Source organism: Colwellia sp. KU-HH00111 (genome assembly GCF_040362745.1).
Classification (GTDB): domain Bacteria; phylum Pseudomonadota; class Gammaproteobacteria; order Enterobacterales; family Alteromonadaceae; genus Colwellia.
In genome coordinates this window covers 345,002-360,098 of the sequence record NZ_BAABWO010000002.1, presented here as the reverse complement: position 1 = coordinate 360,098, position 15,097 = coordinate 345,002, and the positions used below count along the sequence as shown (strand labels likewise).

The window sequence follows — 15,097 nt, the reverse complement described above, 5'->3', positions numbered from 1 at the left end:
GATATCTTAAGGAATTTTCAATGTACGCTATGTTACAAAATGGTTGATAACAATGGAATGGCAAACACGCATAAACAAGTTATATCAAAAATTACGAGTGACACTTGGACAGTGTGATTTGTGCGGCAACAGCATTTCTGACAACACCAATAGTTTAGACACAATTATTTCACCAAGGCTGATTTGTTGTCATTGTTTGGCTGACTTACCTTTGTTTACTCACACCGCAACTCAGGGTGATTTATTAAATTGGCCGGCAATAACTAAAGCATTACCAAAAATACATTTTGATCATTTATTCTGCCTTTCACCCTACTTACCCCCTTTTACCCACTGGTTACCTCAATTTAAATATCAGGGCCGCTTTGAGTTAGCCTCCTTGTTTGCCGACTTACTTGCCCATCAATGGCGAGCTTTTCATTTTCCCATCAATGCAACACCGGTTGATCTAATCATTAGTGTGCCATTACACATTAGTAAGTGGCAATATCGTGGCTACAATCAAGCACACCTAATCGCTAAACCATTAGCGATTAAGCTCCAGCTTCCTTATGATGAAACCGTGCTAATTCGCTCAAAAAAAAGCATCAGTCAAGTAGGGAAAACTGGCGCTCAACGACGTAAAAGCTTAACCAATGCCTTTGCCTTAGCCCATAAATTATCAGCACAGGTCAAGCATGTGATACTGGTTGATGATGTCTTAACCACAGGCAGTACAGCCAGTGAAATCAGCAAGCTATTAAAACATGCAGGTGTGTCAAAAGTTACCGTATTAACGGTGTGCTTAACACTCCCTGCTAGGTAAACTCTTAGCGCTTGCTTTGAGCATTAAATGCCTTAGCAAAAAACAGACTATTAGCGAGTAGTTTAGCGCTCCCTAACCAATAACCGCGAAAAGCCAGTACGTCAGCTGTGGCTATCACTCGACCTTTACCGTAATTATGAGCAACAATAGCGGCATTATGCGCTAAGCGACGAACTAAATTACTGTCAGTATAGCCGCTAAGCAGAGGATCTTCATGATACTTTGCTACTGTAATAAATGGCTGCTGCCCAGCATCCATAATTAAGGTACTATTACGAAAAATAGGTAAGTTTTCTTGGGTGTAGCCGAACGCTAATGGGTGAGAAGTATCTAACTTAGTTTCAAAAATAGCTCCTGCAATGCGCTTTCTCGCACTGAGCTTTTCTTTATCTCCATAGCTTAACTTGTCTGTATCAAATAACAGATTTATTTCTTTTTTACTGGCAAAGTTTGCTGCAAGAATATCTTGTTTGGCTAGCCATTTAGCACCACGTTTTTGAGCAAAAACGATCCCTCCTTGCTTAAGCCAAGCTTTAACAGCAGAAGTATTTTTGGCTGATAGCCCTTGATAATTTCCATCAACTAAAATGAGGTGGCTATAATTTGATAAATCTATACTAGACAGGCGAGAATGTTCAACGACACTGACCGGAATATGTAATGTTTCATCAAGATAGTAACGAATTTCTCCGGCTTCATATTGAGAAATACCCTTGCCTCCTAACAATAATACTTTAGGTTGCTTAAGTAATCGAAATGAGTTGCTGCCAAAGTCAATACCTTGCCTTGTTAAACCGCTGTTAATGGTAACTAGCTCAATATTTACTTGGTGTGCTAACTGTGCAGTGTTAACTCGCCAATTTTCAGCAGTCTGAACTCCAGCAGGAATAATAATGGTACCACTGGCAAAACTACGTTTCTTACCATTAACCTCACTGGTGAAACTTGAGGTCGCCACTTTAGCGTTAATCTTTTTTGCCAATAATTGGTTCAATAACTTTGGTGCTAAGGCATGGTGCCATTCAAATGCATAGGCATAATCGCTGTTTTTAACACTAAGTTTGCTAACGTGGTTAATCTCTTTTGTAGACCAAGGAGTTTTTGCTATCTCAAGCCCCCAAGTACTATCAAGCTGATGAAATTCAATATTCATGGCTAGAGGCATAGTCCAGCCGGATACATCATAAAAGGTATTATCAGGAAAGTCTGTTTGCTGGTTAAACAGCGCTTGCACTAGTCGGTATTGTTTTTGCGCTAAAGGGATATAATAGCTCGTTTGTGCGTTATAGCTTTTACCTTGATGGCTAAAATCACGGCTTAAGGGGTAAACCTGAATTTGATGCTGTGTTAGTTTTTCTAGCAAAGTATTTAAGCGATAACTATCTTTAGTTTCACTAATCAAATACCCTTTAAATTTTTCTTTTTTTGCTTGTTTTATTGCTTGTTGATAAAACGATTGTTGATATTTTTGCAACGCTTGTCGATTTTGCCAAGCTCCTTCTATAGTTGATAGCGAAGTGAGTACATGATTTTGAATACCAAACTCAAAGGTTAACAAACCATTTATGGTATCTTGTTGCATACCTCGTGAGCTGGCTTGTTCAAATAAAATACCGACACTGGCATTGATGTCGGGATAGGTGGAGCCTTTCCCATAATAAAAGTCATCAAAACTCTCTTGGCTATAATATAGACGCTGAGCCTTATCTAACGCACTGGCATGAAATTTCGCCAATGCTTGGGTCAAGCTGACATTTTGTTTAGGTGTAAGTGGGTGGGTTCTACTAATAATACCCGGTTGAAAAAAGTAACTACTGTTGGCACCCATTTCATGATAATCACCCAATACATGAGGCTGATATTGATGAAAATATTTCAATCTATGACGACTTTCTTGTTGGGTTAATAATAACCAATCACGGTTTAAATCAAACCAGAAATGATTAGTTCTGCCGCTTACCCAACCTTGATGATGTTCAATATGTTCAGCATCACTGTTGCTGGCTGAGCCTCGATAGGTACTGACCCAATTCACAAATCGGTCCATGCCGTCTGGGTTAACACTTGGCTCTAATACAATAATGGTATTGGCTAGCATAGTAGAAATGTACTGTTCCTCTGATGCTGCTAAGTAATAGGCAACCACCATGGCGGCATTGGCACCACTAATTTCGTCACCATGAACACTATAGCCTAACCACACAACTAAAGGCTCATCAGTTGTTTTTGTGTTCGCCTTTTCGCTGCGCTTACTAGCAAGGATAGTGTCTAAATTTTCAATGTTTTCAGGGCTAGAAATAGTGATCAAGAATTGATCGCGCAGCTGAGCTGTTTTGCCAATAGCCGTCATTTTCAATCGCGTTGAACTGTCTGATAATTGACTGAAATACTGTTTTAATTGATCGTGTCTAACATGACGTTGGCCTATTTCAAAGCCTAAACTATCACTTGGTAAAGGGATTTTATCATTAAAAGTGGCCTGCTTCGGTAAATAGTTTTGCACTGGCATTGCAGATAAAAACGTAGCAGGGATGAGTAAAAACAATAAGATAATAAAACGAGGCAATAACATAATAAATTCCAATAGAATGATCTGAGATAAAATAGCAAATAAAAACATAAAAATCATTAGCACATCGCGAGATTGCGGAGTAAAATGTATATACCCGAGTAAAATGCTCAAGTATATTCATTTTAAAATCGAAAAAATCAAGAGAGTTGCTGAATTATGATCACTATATCACCTACTGCCCAAGAGCATTTTATTAAGTTATTAGCTCAACAAGCCGAAGGCACCCATATTCGCGTATTTGTTGTAAACCCTGGCACTGCAAAAGCTGAATGCGGTGTATCATACTGCCCACCTGACGCAGTAGAAGCTGATGATATAGAAATTCCTTTTGATGGTTTTTCTGCTATGGTTGATGCCGATAGCAAAGGGTTTTTAGAAGAAGCTGAAATAGATTTTGTTACCGACCAAATGGGCTCACAACTTACCCTCAAAGCACCGAATGCTAAATTACGTAAAGTTGCTGATGATGCACCGTTATTTGAGCGTGTTCACTACTTTTTACAAGCCGAAGTAAACCCACAACTTGCCGGTCATGGCGGCGAATGTACCTTAATTGAAATTACTGACGATGGCTATGTAGTGTTACAATTTGGCGGCGGTTGTAACGGCTGTAGTCAAATAGATGTTACCGTTAAAGATGGTATTGAAAAACAGTTAATTGATATTATGGGTGATGAAATAAAAGGCGTTAAAGATGTTACTGAACATGAGCGCGGTGAGCACTCTTATTACTAAACACGGTAACAATGAATAATGTACTGGCAAGATTAGGTCAAAATCCCAAACGTAGCCTGTCGCTACTTTTAATAGGGTTTGGCCTTTTTTTCTTTGGCTTGATTTTCGTTGCACTTGGTTATTTTTATCATCACTTATGGCAAGTGTTAGGTATTATTATTCTCGCTATCGCTTGCTTAATTGCCGCTTGGGGTTATTTAGGTATTTTTGCTAATCGTTGGTATCATATTCTTAATAAGCATTCTTCCGGCAATAATAATCGTCAATGATAGTATTTATACAAAAGCACTGGCTTCACATTACCTTATTGCTACTTATCAGCATTGCCACATTATCACTTTGGCCCGCGGCAAAACTACCTGACGTACCCGGCTCAGATAAAACCCACCATTTAATTGCTTATGCCGCATTAATGTTTCCAGCTGCTTTGCGCCAACCCAAGTGTATTGTTGTAATCACCGTTGGCTTTCTCGGTTTTAGTGGCTTGATTGAACTTATTCAACCTTATGTGAATCGCTATGGTGAGTGGTTAGATATGGCAGCAAATACCAGTGGCATTTTATGCGGCTGGCTACTAGCACATTTTTTGTTACGTACTAAACGAAATGTAAGCAACTAAGTTGACACTCATCAAAACAATGTTTGCTAAACTTAGTACAATATTCATTATATTTAATTAGGCGACCCAATCATGCCATCAACAGAAATAGAAGTTAAACACCACCCGAAACATTTGTGGCAAAAAATCACTACCGTTATTGCCAACCTATGCTTTGCCTGCGCCGTTATGGGTGTGATAATCACCCTGATTTATATTGATGACGTGACTGAAGTATATAAAGCGGCGATGGGTTCTATTACCTTTATTAGTTTCGCTATTGGCATGGTATTAAAATCTATGGCTGACACCAGTATTCCTAATTTGAAGCCAGATAAAGACTAGTTTGTTTTAACTTGCTAAATGTGTTGCTTTTAATACAAAGCGACTATCTTTTGATAATCGCTCAGCAGCTTATCACTATCAATACTCACTACTTTTCCAACTTCTTGTTCGGGTTTAAAGATAGCAGCGATTTTTCCTTCGGGGTTGATCAACACTAATGACGCACTGTGATCCACCAAGTACCCTTCTCCTTCTCCGCTGATGGCGTACATCAACCCTAAGTTCCGAGCAAAAGGGAAAAGCACATCATGACCTGCCCTTAATGCGATAAATTCAGCATTAAAATAAGCAATATATTGGCTTAATTTTTCTTGGGTATCACGCTGGGGATCAACACTTACCAACAGTATTTGACTATTGTGCGCAGCCACTTTTAATTCATCGTAGATATAACCTAAATTTTGCAAGGTAGTTGGACAGACATCAGGACAAGAAGTATAGCCAAAAAATACTAGCGACCATTTACCTTTTAGCTTTGCTTTGGTAAACGGGTCACCATTATGATCAATCAATTCAAAGGGCTTTATATCTCTTGCATGTTGATAATAGAGCGCATGTTCTGGCTGCGGTAATTGAGTTGCCTTTTGAAAAAACCACGCCCCGAGTATAGCTGCGATAAAGCCAATGACATAAATATACGTATGTTTCATAAGAGAGCTATTTTAACCTACTGGTAGTATGTAGTGATCAAGTAACAGAATAATAAACAACAACATTAAGTGAATAATTGAAAATTTAAAGGTGTCTATCGCGGTGTTCTCATCTGCATTAAACTTTAACTTCCATGCATAAGCAAAAAACACTAAATTTAGCACCACAGCCCCTACTAAATACAACCAATTACTCATGCCAACCAAATAAGGCAGTAAACCTACAACAAATAACAACACGGTATACAACAGTATTTGTGTTTTAGTGAAATTAACCCCGTGAGTCACAGGTAGCATGGGTATATTTACCTTGGCATAGTCATTTTTTCGATGGATCGCTAGCGCCCAAAAATGTGGTGGTGTCCAAGTAAAAATTAATAACACCAACAATAAGGCATGCGGATGTATATCATTGGTCATTGCCGTCCAACCGAGTAATGGCGGGATAGCGCCAGCCAAGCCGCCAATGGTAATATTTTGTGGTGTAGCCCGCTTTAAATACATGGTGTAAACAAAACTATAACCAACTAAACCAGCCAAGGTTAAATAAGCCGTTAACGGGTTAACTAAGGCATAAAGCATAATAAAGCCAACAATAGCCAAACTAGCGGCAAACACTATGGCTGCATTGGCAGTAATTCGCCCTTCAGGCAGTGGACGACTATGAGTACGTCCCATTATGGCATCAATTTTCTCATCGACAATATGGTTTATGGCCGCTGCCGCTGATGATAATAATCCAATCCCTAGCATTGCAGGAATAAACAGTTGCCAAGGTAATCCTCCTGGCACCGATAAGCTCATCCCGACAACAGCCGTTAATACTAATAGCGCAACGACTCGTGGCTTAGTTATATCATAATAAGCACGCCATTTTGGCGTTATAATAGGCACCATCTTTATTTCTTCAATCATTTCATCAGACATAATTATTCCTGTATTAATACTTTATATTGTACGACGTAAACGATAAGTCAAGGCAATGAGAGTCAGCATCAAACACCCTGCGACAATGTTGTGAGCAACAGCTACAGATAACGGCAATGAAAACCAAATGTTACTTATTCCTAATGCCACTTGAGCAACAAGAGCAACACCAACAATTAATGCTAAAGATTTAAAAGTGCTTGTTTGCGCTTTGAAAAACACCATTAAAATAAGCCAAGCCAAATATACCGTTGTGACAACAGCACCAAAACGATGCATAACATGGATAGTCACGCGTTCATCATGGTTTAAATGACCAAATTCATAACTGTCTTTTGCAGGGGGAATCAAATCAAACGAGTTTTCAAAGTTTAATTGCGATTGCCAGCCAGCCTGGCAGATCGGCAGCTCCACACAGCTTAGCGCGGCATAATTAGACGATGTCCAACCTCCTAAGGCTATTTGACCCGTTAAAATAATAATACCTAATAGCGCATATCGACTGTATTTTTTGACCGCAAAATCACTGTAAGGAACGCGATGCCGCGATAAACGCAAATACAACAAAAATAATAAGCAAAGCGTGGTAAAACCTCCCAACAAATGCCCCATAACGACAATAGGCATCAGTTTCATTGTTACTGTCCACATGCCCAAAGCGGCTTGAAAAATAACAACCGCTAAGATAAAGCAAGGTAAACCTAAGGGTGTACCTTGTGAGCGATTTTTATAAGACAAAAAGGTAATAACTAAAATCAGTAAACCTAAGGTGCCGGCAAAGTATCGATGAATCATTTCATTCCATGCTTTTTCAGGCTCAACTTTACGCTCAGGGTAAGCTAACTCAGCTTTTGCTATTTGTTCTTTTGTTTCAGGTACATCGAGTAATCCGTAGCATGTTGGCCAATCAGGACAGCCTAAACCTGCATGGGTTAAACGCGTATAGGCGCCTAATACCACAACCACTATAGCTAAAAGTATACTGACAAAAACTAGTTTTTTAATCAGGTTATGCGGTGCAGATAGCATTGGTTCACTCATGTTAGCCCACCTTGGAATATTTAAGCAGTTTTTTCATGTCAGCAAGGATTTGCTTACCAAACTGAGGCAGTTGCTTGGCATTATTAGGGATTTGATGACTCATAAAGACATTACCTAATGGATCACTAATAAATATGTTCTGGGAGTCAAGATATCGCTCGGCTTGAGAAGGCATAGTGGTAAGTTGCCACTGACTTTTAGATAGCTGTTGAAGATGTTCATTTGCAAGCTCATTTTGATACAAGGCAAGTGGCGTAACTCTCGGCATTTCTTTACCTAAAGCGACATAAGTATTATGCACCGTTGTCAGTGTTTTTTGACAACCAATATCGCATTGTTGTGGTATGTTGTAGATAATTAACCATTGTTTATCATAGGCCGCTTTATCAAGACCTAATTGCGCTATTGTTAATTCTTGCGATAATAATGCGCCGTTATTAGTAACGCCTGTAGCAAGCCACTCTCCTTCTAAGGCAAACTTAGCCAAGACAATTGGTAAAGCAAATACCGCCAACATCAATAAGAAGCTTCTTCGGTTTTTTTGCTGAATCTTATTTTTTCCATCCTCATTGTGAGTAATAGGGGGTTTTTCTGTTACTACATTCATACCAACTAGCCTTTAAATTATCTTAATTTGTTATCTTTTTTATTTTTTTTCGTCATAACTTTTTTTATATCTGAACCAAATTTTGCCCAGATCATTAACAATATCCATGCTAAAGCCAAGCTAAACCATTGAAACGCATAACCGCGATGCTTTTGTGGTGACATCACTATGGGTTGCCAATTTTTTTCAAAACCAATGCTTTCATTTTTATCTACATAAACAACGAAGGGCAACAGCTGTTTATTGATAATTGATGAAAATTTATCTAGCTCGATTTGCTGTACTCTTAATGGCCACGTATTATCACTAAACACTTGCGATTCCAGCATAATACCTGCTTCAATAAAACGGACATTTCCTTGGAATTGGTGCCAGCCATCCAACGCTTTAACATCAGGCAACTCATCTCTATTAATTGAGCCATTAACCCAACCAAGATTAATTAAAACCGCATATTTAGCGGTAGTTGCTACTTGATATACGCGGTATCCTAAACGCCCTTTATTGGTTTGGTTATCTAATAGAAATACTTGTTTTTTATTAAATTGACCTTTAAGGATAACAGGATAATCATTGACCTCATCAATGGATTGACTGTGACTAATTAATTTCACCAAGCGGGCTAGAGAAATCGGATTTTGGCTATTGAGTTGTTCTATTTTGGCTAGACGTAGTTCTTTTTCCAACGCTCTGTCCGATTGCCATAAACCAAGCTTTACTAGTGCCGAAAAAACAAGCACAGTAAACACCAGCCACAAAAGATTAAGTTTATTGGCGTTACTAGGTTGTTTTTCTTCCATAGTTGAAGCGTTACTACTTGGCATTAAAATAAAAATCCTTAACACTATTTATCACAGAGGATATGCTCGTATGTTATTTAAAATTGTTATTATCACCTTACTTTTGTTTATGATTTACAACCTGTTTCGCGCCTTGCTTATTATGAATAAAAAGCCGAAAGATAAAATAAATGCAACTGATCAAACATCTATGACCAAATTCATCGGACGTAGGTTAATGCTCTCTGTTGCTATTGTTATCATACTAGTAATAGGTTTGCTCACTGGCTTGATAACCCCAAATCCTCGACCTTATTAATTATTAACCTCTTGAGAGTCATGAGATAGGTAATCTTTCTGTTGGTGCAATGCTAAGATAAATGCGTTAGCACAAAGCTAAGGTACTGAATTGACGCCAGTCAATGAGTACCTTCAATGCAGTTATCACGGATTTAGCAACGTATTTAACATCACAAGATGTAGACGAAGACAAACAACAATACCCAAACCACATCGACAAAATGCCAATACCAACTGGCCGCTTGAAAAGCGAAATGATTGTCTGGGGTAAAGTGCCCCTTCAATACTCTAAAGAACATCACAATTAGCATAATGCAACCTAGGGTGACATGCATGCCATGAAACCCTGTTAACATATAAAACGTATTGCCGTATATGCCACTAGTTAAGTACAGCTGCATTTCTTCAGAATAGCCATGGGCATACTCTAGTACTTGAAAGCCCATAAATGCCATACCTAAAACTATAGTTATTGCTAGCCATATTTTTAATTGTGGTCGCTTATTTTGTTCTAAAGCGACATGAGCAAAATGCGCGGTAATTGATGACGTTAAAAGCAAAATGGTATTAAGCAAAGGCAAACCATACCAACCCATGCCAGTGGTTTGGGTACCATCAGGGGTTTTAATTAGAGGCCAAACAGCAGTAAATTCGGGCCACAGCACTGCCCCTGTCATGGCATTATTACCTGCTCCTCCTAACCACGGCACTGAAAACGTTCTGGCGTAGAGCAAGGCACCAAAAAATGCGGCAAAAAACATCACTTCTGAAAAAATAAACCAACTCATTCCTTGTCGAAATGAATTATCCATTTGATGGCTATACTTTCCTGCCATTGATTCATTAATCACATTACTAAACCAACCCACGACCATAAATATTACTAACGCAATGCCGGCAAGTAATATATAGCCACCAAAACCGCTAGTCTGGTTTTTGATTTCTGTTACATAATTGGCTGCACCTATGGCAATCAAAAATAAGGCAATTGCACCCACAATAGGCCAGTGACTTTGCGCTGGCACATAATAGCTTTCATATTCTTTTGTTGTCATTTTTGTTCCCTCTTTTTCTTTTGAATGTTAAAGGGTAAAACCACACGCCTATTAAGCATCATTTTTGTCGGTGATGTCATACAAGGTGTAAGATAATGTCAGCGTTGTAATCTCTGAAGGTAACTCAAGATCAACATAAAACTGCAACCCCATTTCAACTTCTTCACCAGGCATTAACGGCTGCTGAGTAAAGCAAAAACATTCAATTTTTTGAAAATATCCAGCAGCTAATCCTGGTGAAACTGACGGAACAGCTTGACCAATAATTTCGCGCTGAGCGTTATTTTTAGCGTAAAAATTAACAAATTTCATTTCACCGGGGTGAACCGATATTTCATTGATAACAGGTTCAAACTTCCAAGGAATGCCTTGTGCTGTACGAGTAATAAACTGCACTTTTACTGTACGCGAGCTATCAATACCATTATCAGCATAAGTAACAGCAACATCATTGGTCTTGCCATTCAAACCGGTAATATCACAAAAAACATCATATAAAGGCACAAGTGCAAACCCAAAACCAAACATCGCAAAAACCACTAATACAAGTTTTTTAATGACTTTGCTGTTACTGGCTTTATTTATTTGTTGGTCGGTTTGTTGAACCGTGCCTTTATCCATGATTAATCAACCTTTGGTGGTGTGCTAAAGGTATGGTATGGCGCAGGGCTTGGTACAGTCCACTCTAACCCTTCTGCTCCATCCCATGGTTTCGCTGGTGCTTTCTCGCCACCTTTAATACATTTGATCACAACCGCTAAGAAAATAAGTTGTGATAAACCAAAGGCAAAACCGCCAATACTCACCCATTTGTTAAAATCAGCGAATTGCAGGGCATAGTCAGGAATACGTCTTGGCATACCTGCTAACCCTAAGAAATGCATTGGGAAGAACAACAGGTTCACTGAGATTAATGAACACCAAAAATGCCATTTAGCTAACGACTCGTTAAACATATTCCCTGTCCATTTTGGTAACCAGTAGTAAGCACCTGCATAGATTGAAAATAAAGAGCCCGTTACTAACACGTAATGAAAGTGAGCAACAACAAAGTAAGTATCATGGTATTGAAAATCTACCGGTGTCATCGCTAACATCAATCCTGAAAATCCACCAATGGTAAATAATATAACAAAGGCAATGGAAAACAGCATTGGCACTTCAAAGGTCATAGAGCCGCGCCACATAGTAGCAACCCAGTTAAATACCTTAACGCCTGTTGGCACAGCTATTAACATGGTGCAATACATGAAAAATAACTCACCAAATAACGGCATTCCCGTGGTAAACATATGATGGGCCCAGACAATAAATGACAATAACGCGATAGACGCTGTTGCATAAACCATCGAGCTATAGCCAAAGAGTTTTTTCCGTGCAAATGCTGGGATGATGGTTGAAACAATACCAAAGGCGGGCAAAATCATGATGTAAACTTCAGGATGACCAAAGAACCAAAAGATATGCTGGAACATGACCGGGTCGCCACCACCTGCAGCATCAAAGAAGCTAGTGCCAAAGTATGTGTCTGTTAACAACATAGTTACCACGCCGGCTAACACTGGCATTACCGCTATCAATAAGTAGGCGGTAATAAAAAAGGTCCAAACAAACAAAGGCATTTTCATGTATGTCATGCCAGGAGCGCGTAAGTTCATAATAGTTACGACAATATTAATCGCGCCCATAATAGACGAAACACCCATAATATGAACAGCAAAAACAAAAAATGCCGTGCTGCCATTAGAATAAGTAGTCGATAGTGGCGCATAAAAGGTCCAACCAAAATTTGGCGCGCCGCTTTCCATAAAGAAAGAAGACAGCAAAATAGCAAAGGCAAATGGTAAAATCCAAAAGCTCCAGTTATTCATCCTTGGTAATGCCATATCTGGTGCACCAATCATCATGGGGATCATCCAGTTAGCAAAACCTGTAAATGCTGGCATGATGGCACCAAATACCATAATTAGGCCATGAACCGTGGTTAACTGATTAAAAAAGTCAGGTTCAACAATTTGTAAACCGGGCTGAAATAACTCAGCACGAATAACCATTGCAAGTGCGCCGCCCGTTAAGAGCATAATAAAAGAGAACCACAAATAAAGTGTTCCTATATCTTTATGGTTAGTGGTGTATAGCCAACGTTTTATTCCGGTCATTTTATGGTCATGATGATCATCGTTATGCGTGTCATCAAGCGATTCATTTATTGTTTCTGTTGTCATTTTTTACTCCTCGCCTGCTGCTTTTACATCTGAACTTTGCACTAAATCGCCGGTATCGTTACCCCAAGCGTTTCGTTCATACGTTACAACTGCTGCGATTTCTTTTAAACTTAATTGCTTACCAAATGGAGGCATCATGCCTTTTCCGTTCAGCACCAGAGAAATATGGTCTGCAACTGAGCCTTGTACGGCAACAGCGCTACCTTTAAGTGCGGGGAATGTCGGTGGTAAACCTAAGCCTGTGGGTTGATGACAAGCGGCACAATGCGCCATATAGGTTGACTCACCTAATTGCATTAACTCGTCTTTGCTCATAGAGGCACTTAATGAGGCCAATTCGGCATCAGCTGCTTGTGCTGTTAATGCATTTTGCTCATTTATCCAAGTGTCATAATCTGCTGCAGACTTAACTTCAACAACAATAGGCATGAAGCCATGATCTTTACCGCACAGTTCAGCACATTGACCTCGATAAATACCAGGTAGGTCAACATTGGTCCACGCTTCATTGATAAAGCCAGGGTTGGCATCTTGTTTAACTGCAAAAGCAGGAACCCACCAAGAGTGAATAACATCATCGGAAGTGATTAAAAAACGAACTTTTTTATTCGCAGGTATCACTAAAGGTCTATCAACTTCTAGTAAGTAGTCTTCGCTCTTTTCGGCACCATTACCAGCAAAACTGCCATTTTGGTTTTCATATTGTTCTCGCGGTGTCGACAATACAGAATAGTATTCAATATCTTGATCAAAATATTTGTAATGCCATTTCCATTGCGAGCCGGTAATTTGGATGGTTACCTCAGAATTATCATTATCTTCCATGCTTATTAAGGTACTAGTTGCAGGTACTGCCATGGCAATCAGAATGACAATAGGAATCGCCGTCCACAATATTTCTACTTTTGTACTCTCGTGAAAATCAGCGGCTTTTGCCCCTTTAGATTTTCGGTGGAATATCATTGACCAAAACATCGCGCCAAAAACGACTATGCCGATAGCAGTGCAAATATAGAGCACCAGCATATGTAAGTCATATACCTCTCGACTAACTGCTGTTACCCCTTTGGTTAAATTTAACTGTGTCTCTGCCCAAGCTGAACTGGAAAACAAACTTGTTAATAACAGCCAAGCTCCCATCAACCAACATTGATTACCTCTATTCACTCAACCTCTCCTCTATCATTGCCTAGTCACACTAAAGAGCAGGAACAGCATCTCTTGTTATTATGCATAGGCCATAAAAAATAGAAAACAGAAAGCAGCAATGTACTACTCACATCATTGAACTGATTATCTGCTAATTTTGTTATTATATTTTTATTAAATTAACTGACGATAATTGCCAATACCTTACAAAACATTGAGCAAGTGATGTCTATATTTATCAAATTAGCGAATTATCGTATTATTGTTGTTATTGCGTTTTTTTCGTTATTTTTTGTACAATTACTGCTTTAGAATTACTCAAAACTTGATCCAGGTCAAACAATTTTTCAGGGTTAAATAGAGAAAAAGCAACAATTTCAATAGAGTAACAACTCTAACTATAAGCCCAACCCCTTGCAGGTATAGGCTATTGTTATGTTAAACATTAATATGAGAAATATTTGTTTTTTTTGCAGGTTTCTAAGCGTTAGTGACTTTTGTCATTTTATGGTAGGTATTTGAATTTTTTCGTTATGATGATATTGGCAATCAGCACAGAGTAAAAATGAGCAAACAATAATTGCCGCCATGATGAGCGTCAATTATTGTTTGAATTAGCTATTTAGCTATATTGCAATTATTCTTTTTAGCCGTTTACCCAGCTAATTACATCCAGTTACCGTTGCGAATAACACCAACAGCAAGACCTTCAATATTAAACTCTTGACAAGAAAGATCGACTTTAATTGGCGAGAAAGCCTCATTTTCTGCATGTAAATAAACAATATTACCCTCTCGTTTAAATCGCTTTACCGTGACATCATTTTCTACTCTGGCAACAATGACTTGTCCGTTTTGTATATCAGTAGTTTGATGAACAGCAAGTAAATCGCCATCTAAAATACCAATATCTTTCATGCTTTCACCATTTACGCGCAGTAAATAGTTAGCACAAGGATGAAACAAATTGCCATCCATTTGGTAATGTTCTTCAACATGTTCTTCTGCCAAGATGGGCTCGCCTGCGGCTACTCGGCCAATTAACGGTAAGCCAGCTTCTTCGATAAATTGTTCCGCTAAACGTATACCCCGAGAGGTACCCGCTAGCATTTCAATATAGCCTTTTTTGGCTAATGCTTTTAAATGCTCTTCGGCAGCATTCGCTGATTTAAAGCCAAAAAAATCTGCAATTTCGGCACGCGTAGGTGGCATACCTGTTTCTTGAATATTCTCTTTAATCAGATCAAAGATCTGTTGCTGGCGATTTGTTAATGGTTTTAGTTCATTCATTGCAGACATAAGCTTTCCT

The 15,097-nt window shown here is 38.9% G+C and carries 17 protein-coding genes; 6 read left to right on the top strand and 11 right to left on the bottom strand.

Annotated elements, in window-relative coordinates; all coding sequences use genetic code 11:
• Positions 1-52 precede the first annotated feature (52 nt).
• A complete protein-coding gene (locus ABXG98_RS05865; RefSeq protein WP_353537761.1) occupies positions 53-805 on the top strand; it encodes a ComF family protein in 753 nt (250 codons plus the stop codon).
• A 4-nt stretch (positions 806-809) separates the two neighbouring features.
• Here ABXG98_RS05865 and ABXG98_RS05860 read toward each other — a convergent pair whose 3' ends face one another.
• The gene (locus tag ABXG98_RS05860; RefSeq protein ID WP_353537760.1) at positions 810-3,488 is read right to left on the bottom strand and encodes a M14 family zinc carboxypeptidase; all 2,679 of its coding nucleotides are present in this window, start codon (positions 3,486-3,488) and stop codon (positions 810-812) included.
• A gap of 45 nt (positions 3,489-3,533) precedes the next feature.
• On the opposite strand from ABXG98_RS05860, the gene nfuA reads away from it, so the two are divergent.
• From nfuA to ABXG98_RS05840, 4 genes are all read left to right on the top strand, one after another.
• A complete protein-coding gene (nfuA, locus tag ABXG98_RS05855; RefSeq protein ID WP_353537759.1) occupies positions 3,534-4,112 on the top strand; it encodes a Fe-S biogenesis protein NfuA in 579 nt (192 codons plus the stop codon).
• 11 nt (positions 4,113-4,123) lie between these two features.
• Entirely contained in the window at positions 4,124-4,381 is a 258-nt protein-coding gene (locus tag ABXG98_RS05850) for a hypothetical protein (RefSeq protein WP_353537758.1), read from the top strand.
• Positions 4,378-4,731 carry a VanZ family protein gene (locus ABXG98_RS05845; RefSeq protein WP_353537757.1) on the top strand — a complete coding sequence of 118 codons (354 nt, stop codon included), beginning with the start codon at positions 4,378-4,380 and terminating at the stop codon, positions 4,729-4,731. Before ABXG98_RS05850 ends, ABXG98_RS05845 begins: the two co-directional genes overlap by 4 nt.
• A gap of 72 nt (positions 4,732-4,803) precedes the next feature.
• Positions 4,804-5,055, top strand: a complete 252-nt coding sequence (locus ABXG98_RS05840; protein WP_353537756.1) for a hypothetical protein — start codon at positions 4,804-4,806, stop codon at positions 5,053-5,055.
• 29 nt (positions 5,056-5,084) lie between these two features.
• On the opposite strand, the gene ABXG98_RS05835 is transcribed toward ABXG98_RS05840, so the two are convergent.
• Genes ABXG98_RS05835 through ABXG98_RS05815 form a run of 5 tightly spaced genes read right to left on the bottom strand, consistent with a single transcriptional unit; the run spans position 5,085 to position 9,104 of the window.
• Positions 5,085-5,705: an SCO family protein gene (locus ABXG98_RS05835; protein ID WP_353537755.1), complete on the bottom strand. Its 621-nt coding sequence runs from the start codon at positions 5,703-5,705 to the stop codon at positions 5,085-5,087.
• Positions 5,706-5,717: 12 nt separating this feature from the next.
• Positions 5,718-6,632: a heme o synthase gene (gene cyoE, locus ABXG98_RS05830; protein WP_353537754.1), complete on the bottom strand. Its 915-nt coding sequence runs from the start codon at positions 6,630-6,632 to the stop codon at positions 5,718-5,720.
• Between the two features lie 21 nt (positions 6,633-6,653).
• On the bottom strand, positions 6,654-7,673 hold the full coding sequence (locus tag ABXG98_RS05825) for a COX15/CtaA family protein (RefSeq protein ID WP_353537753.1): 1,020 nt from the start codon (positions 7,671-7,673) through the stop codon (positions 6,654-6,656).
• Position 7,674: 1 nt separating this feature from the next.
• Positions 7,675-8,280 carry a redox-active disulfide-containing membrane protein gene (locus tag ABXG98_RS05820; RefSeq protein ID WP_353537752.1) on the bottom strand — a complete coding sequence of 202 codons (606 nt, stop codon included), beginning with the start codon at positions 8,278-8,280 and terminating at the stop codon, positions 7,675-7,677.
• A gap of 17 nt (positions 8,281-8,297) precedes the next feature.
• Positions 8,298-9,104: an SURF1 family protein gene (locus ABXG98_RS05815; protein ID WP_353537751.1), complete on the bottom strand. Its 807-nt coding sequence runs from the start codon at positions 9,102-9,104 to the stop codon at positions 8,298-8,300.
• Positions 9,105-9,150: 46 nt separating this feature from the next.
• Between ABXG98_RS05815 and ABXG98_RS05810 the strand changes: the two genes are divergently transcribed.
• Positions 9,151-9,378 carry a DUF2909 domain-containing protein gene (locus ABXG98_RS05810; protein WP_353537750.1) on the top strand — a complete coding sequence of 76 codons (228 nt, stop codon included), beginning with the start codon at positions 9,151-9,153 and terminating at the stop codon, positions 9,376-9,378.
• Between the two features lie 151 nt (positions 9,379-9,529).
• Here the strand turns inward: ABXG98_RS05810 and ABXG98_RS05805 are convergent, their stop codons facing one another.
• The 5 genes from ABXG98_RS05805 to lexA all read right to left on the bottom strand — a co-directional run bounded on the left by ABXG98_RS05805 (position 9,530) and on the right by lexA (position 15,078).
• Positions 9,530-10,414, bottom strand: a complete 885-nt coding sequence (locus ABXG98_RS05805) for a cytochrome c oxidase subunit 3 (RefSeq protein ID WP_353537749.1) — start codon at positions 10,412-10,414, stop codon at positions 9,530-9,532.
• A gap of 51 nt (positions 10,415-10,465) precedes the next feature.
• The gene (locus tag ABXG98_RS05800; RefSeq protein ID WP_353537748.1) at positions 10,466-11,035 is read right to left on the bottom strand and encodes a cytochrome c oxidase assembly protein; all 570 of its coding nucleotides are present in this window, start codon (positions 11,033-11,035) and stop codon (positions 10,466-10,468) included.
• Positions 11,036-11,037: 2 nt separating this feature from the next.
• A complete protein-coding gene (gene ctaD, locus ABXG98_RS05795; RefSeq protein WP_353537747.1) occupies positions 11,038-12,639 on the bottom strand; it encodes a cytochrome c oxidase subunit I in 1,602 nt (533 codons plus the stop codon).
• Positions 12,640-12,642: 3 nt separating this feature from the next.
• Complete coding sequence (gene coxB, locus ABXG98_RS05790; RefSeq protein ID WP_353537746.1) at positions 12,643-13,806, bottom strand: cytochrome c oxidase subunit II; 1,164 nt, start codon at positions 13,804-13,806, stop codon at positions 12,643-12,645.
• Positions 13,807-14,454: 648 nt separating this feature from the next.
• Positions 14,455-15,078, bottom strand: coding sequence for a transcriptional repressor LexA (gene lexA / locus ABXG98_RS05785; protein WP_353537994.1), 624 nt, complete (start codon positions 15,076-15,078; stop codon positions 14,455-14,457).
• Between the last annotated feature and the right edge of the window lie 19 nt (positions 15,079-15,097).